The sequence below is a fragment of the Pseudomonas sp. CFSAN084952 genome (assembly GCF_009648855.1).
Classification (GTDB): Bacteria; Pseudomonadota; Gammaproteobacteria; order Pseudomonadales; family Pseudomonadaceae; genus Aquipseudomonas; species Aquipseudomonas paracarnis.
On the sequence record NZ_CP045767.1, the window covers coordinates 5,799,535 to 5,815,919 of the forward strand.

Here is a 16,385-nt window from a genome sequence, read left to right on the forward strand (position 1 = left end):
TTTTTAGTCTGTTAAAGCCGATTTTTATCCATTATAAAGTTGCCCTTCACCCCATTCGGAGCCCTGATCGCCATGACCACCTTGCACAGCACACCTCGCGCCGATGGCTTTCATATGCCTGCCGAATGGGCGCCCCAGACCCAGACCTGGATGATCTGGCCCGAGCGCCCAGACAACTGGCGCCTGGGCGGTAAGCCAGCGCAGGCGGCCCATGTGGCGGTGGCCAAGGCTATCGCACGTTTTGAGCCGGTGACCGTCGCGGTCTCCGCCAGCCAGTACGAAAACGCCCGTGCCCGCCTGGACGTACCCAATATCCGCCTGGTGGAAATGTCCAATGACGACGCGTGGGTTCGCGACACCGGCCCGACTTTCGTGATCAACGGCAGTGGTGAAGTACGGGGTGTGAACTGGGACTTCAACGCCTGGGGTGGTTTTGACGGCGGCCTGTATTCCCCGTGGAACCGCGATTCCCAAGTGGGAGGCAAGATCCTCGAGATGGAGCGCGCACCGCGTTACCGCACTGAAGGCTTCGTGCTTGAAGGCGGTTCGATTCATGTCGACGGCGAAGGCACCCTGATCACCACCGAAGAATGCCTGTTGAACCGCAACCGCAACCCACACCTTGATCGTGCGGCTATTGAGGCGGTGCTCAGCGATAACCTGGCTGTGGATAAGATCATTTGGTTGCCGGATGGCCTGTTCAACGACGAAACCGACGGCCATGTGGATAACTTCTGCTGCTACGTGCGCCCGGGCGAAGTGTTGCTGGCCTGGACCGATGACCCGCAAGACCCGAACTACCCCCGCTGCCACGCTGCCATGGACGTGCTGCAAAGCAGCACCGATGCCCAGGGCCGCTCGTTCATCGTGCATAAAATGCCGATCCCGGGTCCGCTGTATGCCACTGAGGAGGAATGCGCCGGGGTAGACCTGGTTGAGGGCAGCCAGGAGCGTAATCCGACCGTGCGGTTGGCCGGTTCCTATGTCAACTTCCTGATCGTCAACGGCGGCATCATCGCGCCGAGCTTCGATGACCCGTTGGACGACCAGGCCAAGCAGATCCTGCAGAACCTTTTCCCACAGCATGAAGTGGTGATGGTGCCGGGCCGCGAACTGTTACTGGGTGGGGGCAATATCCATTGCCTGACCCAGCAGCAGCCAGCTCCGCAGCGAAAGTGAGTGCAGTTGTAACAGCGCCTTGATGGCGCACGAGCACCGCGCGTTTGCAGTGTTCCCCGCAAGCCCGCGACCCAGCCCGGTCGCGGGCTTTTTCATGCCTGCATGCCGGTGAACAGGGCACATTGGCATAGCTCTTGTATCGCTGTGGTTACAGTGGCCCAAGGGGGATGACCGCGTAGTTCTGTCACAAACCTTGAGTAAGTTAGCCGCTCACGCAGCAGGAGAGAGCGCTGAAATGAATGCCGATGTCCACCTGATGAACACGCGTACGTTCCACCCTTTGCGGGTCGACGGTGACGCCATCCATGCGTTGGCCCTTTGGTTGAAGGCGAACGGCTCGCGACAGGCCAGACAAGCGTCTGACTTGCGCAGTGTGATGAGTGAGCGCTACCCGTTGGGGTTGTTCACGGAGGATGAAGTGCAGGCGTTGTGCGAGGTAATGAGCAACTAAAGAACACCTGAAACCAACTGTGGGAGTTGGCTTGCCTGCGATAGCGGTGGTTCAGTTAAACATCCAGTGACTGGCACACCGCTTTCGCGGGCAAGCCCGCTCCCACAGGGATCTGCGCCAGGCGCTGATGTTGTGGGCACTACCTAACCAGTGTGGGAGCTGGCTTGCCTGCGATGGCGGTGGTTCAGTTAAACATCCAGTGACTGGCACACCGCTTTCGCGGGCAAGCCCGCTCCCACAGGGATCTGCGCCAGGCGCTGATGTTGTGGGCAATGCCTAACCAGTGTGGGGGCTGGCTTTGTTTCACATGAGGCGTGTCAGAAGCTGTAGGTACCGGTGACCACCAGGCTTCGCGGCTCCCCCGGTTGAATCTGCGCCGCACTGGTCGCCGAGGCGTAGTAGTTTTTGTCGGCAATATTGTTCAGCGCCGCCCTCACGTCCCACTCTTTCTGACGGAACCCGGCCAGCGCGTCCCAGCGGCCATAACCCGGCAACACCACGGTGTTGAGGTTGTCGGCATATCGATCACCCACCAGGGTCAAACCGGTTTCCGCGTACCAGCCCATCTGCGGTTTCCAGGTGATGAACAGGCTGGCGTTGCGCTTGGCCACGTCGCTGATTCGTTTGCCTTCAAAGCCATTGTTGTCCTTCTCGACCTTGGCGTCCTGCAGGCCTACGCCGCCGCGCACATACCAGTTGTCGACGATCTTGCCGGTGGCGGTCAGCTCCACGCCGCGTGAGCGTTGCTCGCCAGTGAGCAGCGTAATGGTGCGGTCCAGCGGGTCGCTGGTGCGGCGGTTGTAGAGTTCCAGTTCGTACACGGCCAGGGTGGTGCTCAGGCGTTCGTCGAACCAGTCGCTCTTCACGCCGATTTCCTTTTGCTTGGTCAGCTCCGGGCTCAGGTCGTTGGCGTTGCCGGTGGCGTTCGGCGTGATGCCGATCAGGCCGCCGCCGGCTGGTGTGAAGGTCTTGCTCCACGAAGCATAGAACGAGTGGTGTTCCAGGGGCGTCCACACCAGGCCGACCCGCGGGCTGGTGCTGTGGCTTTTCACGTTCTGTTGGATGTCGAGCAGCTTGTTGGTGGTGTCCACTTCGAAACGGTCATAACGCAGCCCGCCCAGCAGTTGCCACTGGTCGTTCAGGCGCAGTTGGTCCTGCACATACAGGGCGCGGCTTTCGACTTCGGTGTGGTTGTTACTCGACAGTCGCATGCTCCCGGTGTGGCTCAGGCGGCGATTGGGTTGGTTGAGGTCCAGGCTCGGCACTGTTCTGCCATCCCGAGCGGAGTACAGCTTCGGATCGCGGCGCTGGCTGCCCAGCTCAATACCGGTGAGCAGGCGGTGTTCCAGGCCAAAGGTGTCGAAACCGCCTTCCAGTTCCAGGTTGTTGAACACGTTGCGGGTGGTCAGGTCCTGCTGCCAGTGTTGGCGGGTGACGCTGTTGGTTTTCGGCTCATAGCCGGTCTGGTAGGTATTGTCGAAATCACTGTCGAGCTTGAACACGCCAAGGGTGTGGCGCAGTTGCCAGTCGGCGTTGAGCTCGTAGGCGAGTTTGGAACGCAGGGACTGGGATTTATCGTCGATGTAATCGCCGTGATCAAAGTAAGTGGTGCTGCGGCTCACATCCGCCGGGCGCCCGTTGACGCCCGGAATGCCACGGTCTGGGGTGCGGTTGTAACGGCTGTATTCGTATTGCACCAGCCAGTTCAGCTCTGGAGTGAGCTGCCAGCTCATTGACGGCGCGAACAACTGACGGTTGCCGCTGACGCCATCGCGAAAGCTGTTGTTATCCTGGTTGCCCATGTTCAGGCGCAGGCTGATGTTATCGGTGGGGTCGGTACTCAGGTCGGCATACAGGCTGCGCAAATCGTTGCTGCCGCCTTGGGCTTCGATGCTGGATTTTTGCCCTGGGGTTGGCATTTTGCTCACCCGGTTGACGATGCCGCCCTGGCCGCCTCGCCCGTAAAGCACCGCAGCCGGCCCCTTGAGTACTTCGATACGCTCGATGTTATGCAGGTCGCGCACGTACTGGCTGTCGTCGCGAATGCCATCCAGATAGAAGTCATTGCTGGCGTCGAAACCACGTATGCGCAGGCTGTCGAAGCGTGTATCGGCGCCGCTGCTGACGTTGGGGATACCGCTCAACGCCTGGCCCAGCTCGTTGGTGCCATAGGAGCGCAGGCTTTCGGTTTTGACTGAGTCGATCGCCTGGGGCACATAGCGAACAGCCGTCGCGGTGCGTGTGGCGGTGCTGGTCTCCTTGACCCGTGGGTCGTCTTCGTCTGCTTCCACACTGATCGAGGTTTCAGGCAAGACCGTGGCCGCACCGGCAAAACCGGCAGACAGCAGAACAGAGAGCCCAAGGGAGAGGGGCGTCAGGCGAGGGGCAGGCATGGGAGCGTATCCAAATGACGTGACAGGAAAATTGTGCGCGAATGGTAATGCTTTGCATTTGCGCGTGTTATCTATTCCCTAACGTCCGCTCTGTCGGATTTGTTACTTAATGTGTTTCGAGGGGGATTCAAGGCGCTTTTCAGGCTTTCATCCCTGCGCCTCCGCTCGCCGCTTAGACGAATATCGCCTAAATACAGACGATTCACGAAATTGACACATAGTTCAACGCCCGCATAGGATTGCGCCCAACGCCTGTGGCTAACCACCATGACTAATCCCAATAAAAAAGGCCTGCGGCAGTTCAGTCGTCCGCGGGCCTTCTTTTTGCCGGCAAAGTCGACACCAGAAAAAGCAATAGGAGCCTGGTGTCACAGCGCGTACTCAACCCGTAATAAGGAATATAAGAAAATGTTGAAGCAACGGATGAGTCTGATCGCTCTGGGGATTTTGAGCGCATCGACAGCAATGGCAAACGACCAGGAGCAATCCAAGGGTTTCGTTGAAGACAGCCACCTGAACATCGCAGCACGTAACGCCTACATCAGCCGTGACTACAAAAACGGCAAGCAGGACAAAGCTGAATGGGGCCAAGGCTTCATCGGCAAGTTCGAGTCCGGCTTCACCCAAGGCACCGTGGGTGTGGGTGTGGATGTGATTGGCCAATACGCTATCCGCCTGGACGGTGGTAAAGGTCGCGCTGGCGCCGGCGGTATCGACTTCTTCAAGCAGGGCAACGGCACTCTTGATGACAACGGCAAGCCAAACCCAGGCTCGGCACCGCACGACCTGGCCAAAGGCGGCGCTGCCGTTAAGTTCCGCGTTTCCAACACTGTACTCAAGTACGGTGATCAGTTCCCGGCTGTGCCTGTGCTGCAGTACGACAACTCTCGCCTGTTGTCGGAAACCTACACCGGTACTTCGATCGTCTCTAAAGAAATCGCCGGTCTGCAATTGGACGCGGGTCATTTCACTAAAGAAGCGCGCAAGAGCATGGAAGGCACCGACAGCGGCCGCCTGAAAAGCATCGACTATATCGGTGGTAGCTACAAATTCACCGAAAGCCTGTCGGCTGCCCTTTACGCCTCCGACATGCAGGACGTGTTGAAGAAGCAATACGTCAACGTCAACTACGTGCTGGCCTTGCCGCAGCAGCAGTCGCTGACGTTTGACTTCAATGGCTACAAGACCAAGCTGGATCGCAGCTTCGCCTTGGAAAACCAAAAAGACGCTGACGCGCGCGACAACAAAATCTGGAGCCTGGGCGCCACGTGGGCCGTTGGCCCGCACAGCTTCACCATCGCTCACCAGCGCAGCACCGGTGACACTGGCTACCTGTACGGCGGCTACCGCAACGCCGGCGGTATCGGCGACGGCGGCAATACCATCTTGCTGGCCAACTCCTACTGGTCCGACTTCAACGGCAAGGACGAGCGCTCCTGGCAAGCAGGTTACGGCATCGACTTCGCCACCTTCGGCGTACCGGGCCTGACCTACAACATTGCCTACGTGCGCGGTACCAACATCGACGACGGTACCAACCGTGGCGATGGTACCGAGCGTGAAATCTGGAACCAGTTCAAGTACGTGGTACAGAGCGGCCCAGCCAAAGACCTGAGCCTGCGTGCTCGTGCCTCGTGGTTGCGCGTTTCCAACAACGCCAGCGAGTACAACGTAGGCGGTAACGAAATCCGTCTGTTTGCCGACTACCCGATCAACGTTTTCTAATTGATCGAATGTCGTGCCTGATGCCAGGCCATAAAAAACCCCGACTGGTTCGGGGTTTTTTTATGCCTGGAGGCTGCTACCTAGGCCTTGGCTGGCGCGAGTTTCTTGCAGTTTTCCTTGCGTGTCGGGTACTGCTCGCACTTGCGCAACACCGTTTGCACCTGCTGCGCATTCTGCAGTTGCTGGTTGGCCAGCAGCTTTTCGGTAATAAACAGTTCCTCCGAGCCCAGGTTGCGTTCTGCCTTGTCGATCATCGCCAGTGCCGATTGCCCGTCACCGCGTTTGAGGTGGTAGCTGATCATCAAGTCATAGGTGGAAGGCCCGGCCAGGGACCAGTCCTTGATCGCCTGCAACTCTTTCACCGCTTCGCTGTTTTTGCCTTGGGCCAGGCGCACGGTATAGGCAGTGCGCCGAATGCTCGGCTGGTCTTTTACCGGCGAAGCCAGGGCCTTGCGGATGAAAGCGTCAGCGTCTGGCACCTTGTTTTTCTCCAGGGCATCAATCGCGAAGTACGCGTCTTTATAGCCCTGCAAAGCCTTCGCCACCTGGGGCGTGCTCTTCATTTTCGCCCAGCTTTGCGGGTTGACCCGGGCGCGGCGTTCCTGGCGATATTCGCGTTGCAAGTACTGGCGCAGTTCGGTATCGCGGTCCATGGCCGACATATGTGAGCGGTTGAAATATTGGCTGGTCGCGGTGAGGCCGGTGGTCAAGCCATCCTTGACCAGCACGTCCAGCTCTTTGGTGAACTGGTTGAGATTGAACTGCTGCAGCGAATCCTGCATGGCATTCTTGCGCGCGGTGAGGAACCCCGTGAGCAAGGGTTTCTGCTTGCCCTGGAAGTCGTTGAGGCGCTCCAGGCTATGGGTGGCGGCTCGCGGCGCGTAACCGGCGCGGATCATCAAGTCGGTGCCCAGCAAGTCGGCCTGGTCTTCCTGGCTGCGGCCCCAGGCGGTGCTCCATACCTGATCGGAAAAGGTATTGGCCAGGGCGGTGTACAGCACGGTATTACCGATGGTCTTCTGGGTGCCGGCCGGGTCTTTACTGAACAGTTTCATCGTACCGGAGCTGCGGTCCACGCCCGTATCGGCAGCCATGGTGGCCAAGGCGACCGTGGAGGCGACGGTGGTGAACATGTCTTTCTGCTGCTGGAAAGCGGCCATGCGGTCATGGTGATGCAGCAATACGTGGCTCATTTCATGGCCCAGCATCGCGGCGATTTCATCTTCACTGGCGACGTTGTCCAGCATGCCCAGCGGCACGAACAGATTGCCGTAAGGGTCTGCCGACGGCCCGAAGCCATAGCTGTCGGTGATCTTCACCTGCAGCGGCGGCAACTCCCCCGGCCAGCCTTTGGACAAGCGCGTGACAATGCCCTGCAGGTAGGCTTGCAGCATGGGGATATCCACCAGGTTCTGCTGGCGCGCTTCAGCGGCCGGCACCGCACGACCGTCGTAGCTCAAGCGCTGTTTGCTCTGGCGTTGTGGGTCGAGCTTGTAATACTGGCGTACGTCGCTGTTGTCCACGTAGTGGCCCTGAACCCGGGACTGGGTCGAGGGCCCCACCAGGTTCAGAAATGCCTGGTCTGCGCCTTTCAAGGTGGCGCAACCACTGAGCACCGAACTGGCCAACAGGCTGGCTGCTACTAGATATCCCTTCACCGCAACGCTCCTTTTATTGATTGCAGCCGGCACCAAAACCGATGGTGGAGTTGTTGCGGCTGTCCTTGGCCTGGCTTTTGGTCAGGCCCTGGCAGGGCAGGTCCACGACGTTCAGCGGTGGCTCGATGCGCAGGTCCATGGTGTCCAGCCACACCTTCTGGCCTGCCAGTTCTACCTGCACCAGGTCCAGCGCCTGGTTGTACTGCAACACCGGCAGGGGCTGGGTGGGCGCGTCCTTTTTCGCCAGCTCACGTTGTTGCTTGCCTTGCTCGTCCAGTACGGTCACCGGGTCGGCGAGGAACGCCTTGATACTGTGGGTTTCTGCCCAGGCGCCCTGGGTGAAGAGGGCGGCGAGCAAGACGATGAGGCTTCTGTTCATCCTTGGTTTCCTTGAGTCAGATAGCAGAGCGGTGCACTCGGCGATCGCGGTCGAAGAAGGCTTCGATCCGCTCGCTGAACAGCACCAACGACAGCAACACAATGCCCAGCACGTTGACCGGGGTGATGTCATTGAGGCTCAGCAACACACTGACCCCCGCCAACATCGACATCACCAACAGCCACGACGGGCATGGCGAGGTAAAAAACCAGATTTCCTGGCGACGCCACCGGCTCCAGGGGCGATGGCCCGCCAGGCGACGTGCGTGCAGCGCCTTGAGCACGGCGATCAACGCCAGCAGCCCGAGCTCCAGCAGGTCCAGCCAATTGAACGGCAGGTGGGGGAAATTGGCCGGTTCATGATCGTAGTCCATGCCCGTATTGATCAGGTTGTCCAGCGCCATGGCGTGCAGGTAAACGCCGGGGAGTTGGCCGTGCACCGGCGACTCCACCAAGTCCCCTGTCGAGGCGATATTGGCGCCCACCAACACCAGGCGGTCGCGCAGCAATTCGGCGACCAGTGCCTGGTCGTCGGGGTCGCTGACCTCCAGGTCACTGGCCGACAACGTCAGCGTATAAGGGCAGCGCGCCTGGGCCGAGTCATCGAGTTTCCAGAACACCGCCTGGAAGAACTGCGCCACCCCATCCAGCAAAAAATGCCGCGCGGGCGCGCAGTGGCGGATATCGGCGATACGCGCCTGTTCCGGCGCCAGCTTCAATCCCCACTGCACTGCAATGGGCTGGCGTTGCGCAGCGGTTTGCGCATCCACCGGCGGCGGCTTGCAGTGCTGCGTGGCGCAGAACACCCGGTACAGCGACATGGCAGGGGTTTCCAACAACCCTGCCTGTGTCTTCATCGCCAGTGGATATTTGTCATCCACGCCTTCCCACACCACCAGGGCCGGCTGGCTCACCTGCATAAACGGCGCCAGCGTATTCGCCTGGCCCGCCTCTGCGCGCATCAACCCCGTATTGGCCAGCCACAGCGGGATGCCTTGGCGCTGATAACGCTCAAACACATTCGCCAGCAACTGACTGCCCCGCGCAGGGTCACCGAGCGAGTGGTCGTGGCTATAAAGCAAATCCACAAACACCGCCTGGGGCTTGTACGCCAGCAACCGCTTGAACAACTTACTCTGCTCGCCATACGGCATGGGCCATGAACTGTTATTGCGCATCAGGTAGGCATCATCGATCAACACCACCGCCACCCGCTGCTGCCCAAGGCTCGGGTAGTGACTGGCGAACATGCGATTGAGCCACTGCGCCGACGCCTTGTCGCTGGAACTGGCCAGGCCGAAAGGATCAAGAATCGCCAGCAACACGATGATGACCGCCAGCCAATAGCGGCGGTATTTGAATAGCGGGGGTTTGGACAACATCCATGTCTCGATAAAAACGCAAGCAAGGCGGGGTTTTTAACGGAGTGGGGAGGGGGTGTCAATTGGAAAAGTGGCTAAGTGCCATATCGCGATGGGCGCATGGATCGTCATTCGTAAAAAAGCCCGGGCGTGTCCAGGCCGGGGTTTTATTCCGTGGGCTTCGGGCGGCCAGCCTAGGCACCACATCACTTCGCTATTGCTCAACGTTCCTGGGCTATTCAATCATCACCTCCCTCATCTCCTGGAAATAGGAGTGCGAAAAGGCAGTCTTTGTATTTGCCACCCTGGTAGTCGGTTGATTTGTCGATCTCACCGCGATGAGGCTTGCGCTGCAGGATGGCAAGGTGTGGACAGGATGTGGACATGCGGAAACAACAAAGCCTCCACATTTCTGTGGAGGCTTTGTTTTGTATGGTGCCGGCACCAGGAGTCGAACCCGGGACCTACTGATTACAAGTCAGTTGCTCTACCAACTGAGCTATACCGGCGTGTTAGGGCGACGATTATAGCGATTGGAAAGGTTCTGTAAACCCCTGAATTCTGACTATTTTTGCAAAGTCGGAGGTTTCTCGCGATTAGGGCGTTTTCCCCGTGTCTTCAAAGGTTGAAGAGCGCGTGCAAAGTACGGGTCCAACTCCATGCAGTAGACGAGATCGATAGGGTTCAAGCATCCCTTGGACAGACCCTCTCGTAACCTGATGCACAACGGGCTTTACCCCCTGCCAAACGCGCCAAACAGCCCGCACAAAGAGCCCGTTATGCGTCTGGCGCCAGATGTTTATGCACAATCGGTTGGTAACGGTTGTCCCGAAACAGCCATTTTGTGCAGCAGTTCTCAACACGCTGCAACTGCCTGTTTTGTGTGCATTTTATTTTGTGAACAAAAAATGACCAGGCCGGCTTTGGGTGTGAAGTGCCTATATCTAGGGCCTCTGCAAACTATTCATCAACAGAGTTATCCACAAGGCGCTTGTAGGTTTTTTTGCCCTTTATTCGCGCTCGGCCAGCACCATCAGGTTGCGAGGGGTCAACGATGGTTCGCAGAAGCTGCCGACCTCGACGTTGTAGCCCTGTTCCACCATGAACAGTGCTCGGTCCAATACCAACCACAGTTCCAATGGGCGTCGAAACAAGCCTCTCACTAACTCAAGGTTGCGCACTTCGGCCAGGCGCTGCCAGCCGTGGGCTTCCAGGGCCTGCCAGTCCTGAACACCTGTGGATAAGCCCTTGAGGCTCGCCAGTTCCTGGCAGTAGTCGGCAAAGGATTTATCCAGCCAACTGGCGGGCAGGGAGGGTGTCGGCAGGTAGTCGTCGCAGCCGCGCACTTGCCGCTGTAGTTGGTCAAAACCCAGGCGCCGCGCCATGGAGGTGTCTCGTTGTTGGCGTACACGGTTGCCGGCGGTGACGGTTTCGCTCAGGGGCAGGCCCAGGTCATCAATCGACAGTTGCAGCAGTGAGGCGCGCCCGGCAGCGGAGAGGGCCTGATAACGGTCGGCGGTGATGCGGTTGTAGCAGCAGGGCGCCAGGGCCATTTGTTTGCAGCCGGCAGCGCTGGCCAATTGCAGCAGGCGCACATGCAGGTCGCCGCAGGCATGCAGGGCGACCGGTGTGTGTTCGGGCTGGATCGCGACATCCGCCATGACGTCTTGGAGGTGATGGGTTGCGTGGAGGTCGTGGCGATCACTCAAGGCTTGGCCGGAGGCGATGAGGGCGGGGTCGTGTTCCAGGCAGGTCAGCTGTTGGCCGGGTTGCAGCAGGCGGCGGCCTAGATGGCCTTTGCCGGCGCACCAGTCCAGCCAGTGGACAGGCGTTTGGGCAAAAGTCAGCGCGGCGCCGAAGGCTTCGATCTGTTGCCATTTGCGCCCGGGCACGTCGACATTCAGGCGATGGCGAGCGGGCTCAAGGGTGTGCGTGGGTAACTTATCCACAGCGCCGAGGCGCAGCGCGCGAGCGGCCAGCTGTGGAAACGGTGCGGGCGCGGGCAGGTCGTGGGGTTGGTTATGACTGGCTTCAGCTTCGGCCAGCGAGCGCTGACGCAACCACCGGGATAATTCCGGATGCTCGGTTTCCCAGGGCAACTGCAACTGGGTAAAGGGCCGTGGTCGCCACAGCCCTTGGTGCTCGATCAGGAATGCATCCAGTGCCTGGAAGCGTGCCTCAACGTTCTTGGCACGCATCGACGCGCAGCCATTTTTCCAGCAGTTTGAAGCCGCGCACCAGCACGTAGGCCATTAGCAGGTAGAACAGTCCGGCGGCGAAGAAGATTTCGACCGGCAGGTAGGTGCGGGCAATGATGGTGCGCGCCATGCCGGTCAGTTCCAGCAGGGTCACGGTGCTGGCCAGGGCGCTGGCCTTGAGCATAAGGATCACTTCGTTGCTGTAGGCCGGCAGGCCGATGCGCGAGGCGCGGGGCAGGATGATGTAGAACAGCGTTTTCGGTTTGGACATGCCCAATGCCCGCGCTGCTTCGATCTCCCCCGGCGGAATGGCCTGGATCGCGCCGCGCAGGATCTCGGCGATATAGGCGGCGGTGTGCAGGGTCATGGTGGCGGTGGCGCACCAGAACGGGTCGCGCAGGTACGGCCACATAAAGCTGTTGCGCACGGCATCGAACTGCGCGAGGCCGTAATACACCAAAAACAACTGCACCAGCAGCGGCGTGCCACGGAAGAAGAAAATGTAGCCGTAGGGCAGGGCGCTCACGTACCAGCGGCGCGAAGAGCGGGCGATGCCCAGAGGGATCGCCAGCAGCAGACCGGCGATCACGGCGATTGCCACCAGCTCCAGGGTCAAGGTTGCGCCCTGGGCCAACTTCGGCAGCCACTTGATGATCACGGCCCAGTTCAGGCCCAGGTCAAAGTGCGATAGCCAGCTGTAGTCGCCGCTCATTGGGTGCTCCTTGCAAAGCCGCGGGCGGCGCGTTTTTCCAGGAAGTGCATGCTGGTCATCGCCAGTACGGTCAGGCCCAGGTACATGAACGCCGCGACCATGAAGAAGGTGAAGGGTTGCTTGGTCACGGTCACGCCGATCTGCGCGTGGCGCATGATTTCTTCCAGGCCGATCACCGACACCAGCGCGGTGTCTTTCATCAGGATCATGAACAGGTTACCCAGGCCCGGCAGGGCGATACGCCACATTTGCGGCATGATCAGCCGGGTGAAAATCCGAAACTTCGACAGCCCCAACGCCACACCGGCTTCGCGGTGGCCCTTGGGAATGGCGAGGATCGCGCCGCGGAACACTTCCGTTGCGTAGGCGCCGAAGCACAGGCCCAGGGCGATGACGCCGGCGGCGAAGGCGCTCAGGGACAAGTCTGGGTTGCCGAAGAACTCACCCAGGGCACGCATCAGATTGACGGTGCCGAAGTAAATCAGCAGCACCCACAGTAATTCGGGAATACCGCGAACGATGGTCGAATACGCACCGCCCAGCCATTGCAGCGGCTTGTACGGCGAAGTCTTGGCCAAGGCGCCGGCAAGGCCGAGCACCAGCCCCAGGCACAGGGCCGTGAGCGCCAGTTTGACGGTCATCAGCGCGCCGGCGGCGAGCGCCGGGCCGAATCCGTAGAGATCGAAATTCATGGTGTTTTCATATCGCGGCAGGCATTGCTAAAAGCCAGCGCGCTCGCAGGAGCGCGCCGGGCAGGCCGTTCAGATCATTCGATGCTGAACGGGAAGTACTTGTCGTTGATCTTTTTGTAGGTGCCGTCTGCCTTGATCTCTGCCAGGGCTTTGTTCAGGCGCTCGCGCAGCGGGTCGCCCTTGCGTACGGCGATACCGATCTTGTCGCTTTCTACCACCGGGTCGCCTTTGAATTCATAGGCCGAACCGTCTTTGCTCTTGAGCCATTCGTACTGCACGTACTTGTCAGCCAGGATGCCGTCGAGGCGACCGGAGGTCAGGTCGAGGTAGGCGTTTTCCTGTGTGTCGTAGAGCTTGGCTTCGGTGTCCGGCAGCTTGTCTTCCAGGTAGGTACCGGCCAGCGTTGCGCGCTGTGCACCGATCACCTTGCCTTTGAGGTAAGTGGCGTCGGTCTTGAAATCCGCAGTGGCTTTGGGCGCAATGAACTGCAGCTTGTTGGAATAGTACGGGTCGGTGAAGTCCACCGCCTGCTTGCGCTCGTCGGTGATCGACAGCGAGGACACCAGGAAGTCGAACTTCTTGGCGTTCAGGGCCGGGATGATGCCGTCCCAGTCGGACACATACACTTCGCACTTTTCGACTTTCATCTTGGCGCACAGGGCGTCGCCGATGTCCTTGTCGAAGCCGACAACGTTACCGCTGGCGTCTTTATTGTTGAACGGCGGGTAGGCCGCTTCGATCCCCATTTTCAAGGTTTCTGCCATGGCCGTGGCGCTGAACGCCATCGAGACGGCCGCGGCCAGAAGGAATTTCTTATAGGTCTGCATGCATGTTGCTCCGTTAGCGGTTGCTGGACATGAATTGTTTGCAGCGCGCCGAAAGCGGGTTTTCAAACACCTGCTGTGGCGATCCTTGCTCTTCGACCAGGCCCTGGTGCAAAAACACCACTTCGCTGGATACCTGACGGGCGAAACCCATTTCGTGGGTGACCAGCAGCATGGTGCGGCCTTCTTCGGCCAGTGCGCGGATCACATTAAGTACTTCCTGAACCATTTCCGGGTCAAGCGCCGACGTCGGCTCATCGAACAGGATGACTTTAGGTTGCATCGCCAGGGTGCGGGCAATCGCCGCCCGCTGTTGCTGGCCGCCGGAGAGTTGCGCAGGGTAAGCGTGGCGCTTGTCAGCAATACCGACCTTGGCCAGCAGGGCCTCGGCCACTTCTATGGCTTCTGCCTTGCTTTGGCCGAGCACGCGACGAGGGGCCTCGATGATGTTGTCGAGGATGCTCATGTGCGGCCACAGGTTAAAGTTTTGAAACACAAACCCGATTTCGCTGCGCAGGCGGTTGATCTGCTTGCCGTCGGCGGCCATCAGTTCGCCGTTTTTCGCGGCCTTGAGCTTGAGTTCTTCGCCGGCCACCAGGATCTGGCCCTGGTGCGGGTTTTCCAGCAGGTTGATGCAGCGCAGGAAGGTGGACTTGCCGGAACCGGAGGAACCCAGGATCGAGATCACATCGCCGTCGCGAGCGGTCAGCGAGATACCCTTGAGTACCTCAAGCTCACCATAGCGTTTGTGCAAGTTGCGGATTTCAAGCGCGGGCGTGGCCTCGGCCATGTGCGGTCCTCATTGTGTTCGTTGCGATCTTCGCTGTTGGGCCGCCTTCCTGGCGAGGCGCCAAGCTAGCATAGCGTTTGGATGACAGCCAACAGCGCTGCGGACGGTTAACCGATGGTCTGCGGCAGGGTGTCGCATCGGCGCAGTAGCGTGTCGCGCCATCAACAACCTACAGACGTTTGAACCGGAAAGATCCACAGGCTTCGCGTAAAAAAGGGCGCGATGGTGCCAGCTTTGGCCGGGTGTTGGAAGGGTTAACCGGGCAAACGGTCCATATCAGCCCGTTTATGGGGCGTCACGTACTTTTTGTGTGTGTTTTTGGTGCGTCGGTGTGCCGTGAATGTGAGTCGCACGGTAACGCTATAGCGGAATGCCATTGTTCTCAATGACTTGCGATAGATGGCGAATTGTCCTACAGCCCCCGTCAACTCTGGCTCTGAAATATTTTGGCGCAAATCTTGCGTAAAAAATAAAGAACGCCCTGTTGGATTCTTTTCACGAGAAAGGCTGCAGGCCGGGCGAACCGTTTTCGCAATTCCTCGCAAAGGTGTGTCAATGAGTAGTACGCAAAGCTCCAATGACCTCGAACAGGGGCTCAAACCGCGGCACGTCACCATGCTGTCGATTGCCGGCGTCATCGGCGCCGGTTTGTTTGTCGGCTCCGGCCATGCGATCGCTGCTGCCGGCCCGGCTGTACTGTTGGCCTATGCAGCCGCCGGTACACTGGTGGTCTTGGTAATGCGCATGCTGGCCGAGATGGCCGTTGCGTCACCCGATACCGGTTCGTTCTCTACCTATGCCGACCGGGCAATCGGCCACTGGGCCGGTTTCACCATTGGCTGGCTCTACTGGTGGTTCTGGGTGCTGGTGATTCCGTTGGAGGCCAACGCAGCGGCGACCATCCTGCACGCCTGGTTCCCCGACGTGGCGATTTGGGCGTTTACCCTAATCATTACGTTGTTGCTGACTGCAACCAACCTGTTCAGTGTGAAGAACTACGGTGAGTTCGAGTTCTGGTTTGCGCTGATCAAGGTCGTGGCGATCGTCGGCTTTGTGATCCTCGGCCTGGCCGCGATCTTCGGCTTCTTGCCCACCAGCCAGGTCAGCGGTGTTTCGCACTTGTTCGATACCCAAGGGTTCATGCCCAACGGCATGGGCGCGGTGTTGGCGGCGATCCTGACCACCATGTTCTCGTTCATGGGCACTGAGATTGTCACCATTGCTGCCGCCGAATCGAAGAACCCTGGCCAGCAAATCACCAAGGCCACCAATTCGGTGATCTGGCGGATTGGTTTGTTCTACCTGTTGTCGATCTTCATCGTGGTCTCCCTGGTGCCTTGGAACGATCCGACCTTGGCTGCCGTAGGTTCCTACCAGACTGTGCTGGAACGCATGGGCATTCCGAACGCCAAGCTGATTGTCGACTTGGTGGTGCTGGTTGCCGTGACCAGCTGCCTCAACTCGGCGCTGTACACCGCGTCGCGCATGCTGTTCTCCCTGGGCCGTCGCGGTGACGCACCGGCCGTGGCCAAGCGTACCAACAAGAGCGGCACGCCTTACTGGGCAGTGTTGCTGTCTACCGGCGCTGCGTTCCTGGCGGTATTTGCCAACTACGTCGCCCCGGCGGCCGTGTTCGAATTCCTGCTGGCCAGCTCCGGCGCCATTGCGTTGCTGGTGTACTTGGTGATTGCCGTGTCGCAACTGCGCATGCGTCAGAAGCGTGCGGCGGCGGGCGAGAAGATCGTGTTCAAGATGTGGTTGTTTCCTGGCCTGACGTACGCGGTGATGGTGTTTATCGTCGGTACGTTGACCATCATGCTGTTCCAGGAAGCGCACCGGGTCGAGATCATCGCCACCGGGATTCTGAGCTTGCTGGTGGTGTTGGCGGGGTTGGTGGTGGCGAGCCGTCGCAAGGCTCAAAGAGTGGGGGCTGCGGCGCTTAACTGATACGCCGCTATTGAAACTGTGGGAGCGGGCTTGCTCGCGAATGCGCTAGACCAGTCAATAATTGAGTGACTGTCAGA

At 59.4% G+C, this 16,385-nt stretch carries 13 protein-coding genes and 1 tRNA gene; 4 read left to right on the top strand and 10 right to left on the bottom strand.

Annotated features, from left to right (window positions below; translation table 11 throughout):
* Positions 1–72 precede the first annotated feature (72 nt).
* Positions 73–1,179 carry an agmatine deiminase gene (gene aguA / locus GH769_RS26430; RefSeq protein WP_019817883.1) on the top strand — a complete coding sequence of 369 codons (1,107 nt, stop codon included), beginning with the start codon at positions 73–75 and terminating at the stop codon, positions 1,177–1,179.
* Between the two features lie 235 nt (positions 1,180–1,414).
* The gene (locus tag GH769_RS26435) at positions 1,415–1,630 is read left to right on the top strand and encodes a hypothetical protein (protein ID WP_014716496.1); all 216 of its coding nucleotides are present in this window, start codon (positions 1,415–1,417) and stop codon (positions 1,628–1,630) included.
* A 317-nt stretch (positions 1,631–1,947) separates the two neighbouring features.
* On the opposite strand, the gene GH769_RS26440 is transcribed toward GH769_RS26435, so the two are convergent.
* Positions 1,948–4,023, bottom strand: a complete 2,076-nt coding sequence (locus GH769_RS26440) for a TonB-dependent siderophore receptor (RefSeq protein ID WP_032901797.1) — start codon at positions 4,021–4,023, stop codon at positions 1,948–1,950.
* A gap of 408 nt (positions 4,024–4,431) precedes the next feature.
* On the opposite strand from GH769_RS26440, the gene GH769_RS26445 reads away from it, so the two are divergent.
* Positions 4,432–5,748, top strand: coding sequence for an OprD family porin (locus GH769_RS26445; RefSeq protein WP_014716498.1), 1,317 nt, complete (start codon positions 4,432–4,434; stop codon positions 5,746–5,748).
* An 80-nt stretch (positions 5,749–5,828) separates the two neighbouring features.
* On the opposite strand, the gene GH769_RS26450 is transcribed toward GH769_RS26445, so the two are convergent.
* The 9 genes from GH769_RS26450 to GH769_RS26490 form a co-directional block, all read right to left on the bottom strand.
* A complete protein-coding gene (locus GH769_RS26450; protein ID WP_032901798.1) occupies positions 5,829–7,406 on the bottom strand; it encodes a M48 family metallopeptidase in 1,578 nt (525 codons plus the stop codon).
* A 13-nt stretch (positions 7,407–7,419) separates the two neighbouring features.
* Entirely contained in the window at positions 7,420–7,785 is a 366-nt protein-coding gene (locus GH769_RS26455) for a hypothetical protein (protein ID WP_014716500.1), read from the bottom strand.
* 16 nt (positions 7,786–7,801) lie between these two features.
* Entirely contained in the window at positions 7,802–9,166 is a 1,365-nt protein-coding gene (locus tag GH769_RS26460; RefSeq protein WP_032901799.1) for a CHASE2 domain-containing protein, read from the bottom strand.
* Between the two features lie 412 nt (positions 9,167–9,578).
* Positions 9,579–9,654 (bottom strand) — tRNA-Thr (locus GH769_RS26465).
* 501 nt (positions 9,655–10,155) lie between these two features.
* Positions 10,156–11,343 carry a methyltransferase gene (locus tag GH769_RS26470; protein ID WP_032901804.1) on the bottom strand — a complete coding sequence of 396 codons (1,188 nt, stop codon included), beginning with the start codon at positions 11,341–11,343 and terminating at the stop codon, positions 10,156–10,158.
* Positions 11,324–12,013 carry an ABC transporter permease gene (locus tag GH769_RS26475; protein ID WP_032901841.1) on the bottom strand — a complete coding sequence of 230 codons (690 nt, stop codon included), beginning with the start codon at positions 12,011–12,013 and terminating at the stop codon, positions 11,324–11,326. Before GH769_RS26475 ends, GH769_RS26470 begins: the two co-directional genes overlap by 20 nt.
* A gap of 38 nt (positions 12,014–12,051) precedes the next feature.
* Positions 12,052–12,747, bottom strand: a complete 696-nt coding sequence (locus GH769_RS26480) for an ABC transporter permease (protein ID WP_005783890.1) — start codon at positions 12,745–12,747, stop codon at positions 12,052–12,054.
* Positions 12,748–12,821: 74 nt separating this feature from the next.
* Positions 12,822–13,574 carry an ABC transporter substrate-binding protein gene (locus GH769_RS26485; protein WP_014716503.1) on the bottom strand — a complete coding sequence of 251 codons (753 nt, stop codon included), beginning with the start codon at positions 13,572–13,574 and terminating at the stop codon, positions 12,822–12,824.
* Between the two features lie 13 nt (positions 13,575–13,587).
* On the bottom strand, positions 13,588–14,361 hold the full coding sequence (locus GH769_RS26490; protein WP_010213906.1) for an ABC transporter ATP-binding protein: 774 nt from the start codon (positions 14,359–14,361) through the stop codon (positions 13,588–13,590).
* A 555-nt stretch (positions 14,362–14,916) separates the two neighbouring features.
* On the opposite strand from GH769_RS26490, the gene gabP reads away from it, so the two are divergent.
* The gene (gene gabP, locus GH769_RS26495; protein WP_020302403.1) at positions 14,917–16,308 is read left to right on the top strand and encodes a GABA permease; all 1,392 of its coding nucleotides are present in this window, start codon (positions 14,917–14,919) and stop codon (positions 16,306–16,308) included.
* Positions 16,309–16,385: the final 77 nt, after the last annotated feature.

Bases quoted from the DNA above. Each gene is read 5' to 3' on its own strand.
- GH769_RS26460 (WP_032901799.1), bottom strand. From the start codon at position 9,166: ATGTTGTCCAAACCCCCGCTATTCAAATACCGCCGCTATTGGCTGGCG.
- GH769_RS26440 (WP_032901797.1), bottom strand. From the start codon at position 4,023: ATGCCTGCCCCTCGCCTGACGCCCCTCTCCCTTGGGCTCTCTGTTCTG.
- GH769_RS26455 (WP_014716500.1), bottom strand. From the start codon at position 7,785: ATGAACAGAAGCCTCATCGTCTTGCTCGCCGCCCTCTTCACCCAGGGC.
- GH769_RS26490 (WP_010213906.1), bottom strand. From the start codon at position 14,361: ATGGCCGAGGCCACGCCCGCGCTTGAAATCCGCAACTTGCACAAACGC.
- GH769_RS26445 (WP_014716498.1), top strand. From the start codon at position 4,432: ATGTTGAAGCAACGGATGAGTCTGATCGCTCTGGGGATTTTGAGCGCA.
- GH769_RS26470 (WP_032901804.1), bottom strand. From the start codon at position 11,343: ATGCGTGCCAAGAACGTTGAGGCACGCTTCCAGGCACTGGATGCATTC.
- aguA (WP_019817883.1), top strand. From the start codon at position 73: ATGACCACCTTGCACAGCACACCTCGCGCCGATGGCTTTCATATGCCT.
- GH769_RS26480 (WP_005783890.1), bottom strand. From the start codon at position 12,747: ATGAATTTCGATCTCTACGGATTCGGCCCGGCGCTCGCCGCCGGCGCG.
- gabP (WP_020302403.1), top strand. From the start codon at position 14,917: ATGAGTAGTACGCAAAGCTCCAATGACCTCGAACAGGGGCTCAAACCG.
- GH769_RS26435 (WP_014716496.1), top strand. From the start codon at position 1,415: ATGAATGCCGATGTCCACCTGATGAACACGCGTACGTTCCACCCTTTG.
- GH769_RS26485 (WP_014716503.1), bottom strand. From the start codon at position 13,574: ATGCAGACCTATAAGAAATTCCTTCTGGCCGCGGCCGTCTCGATGGCG.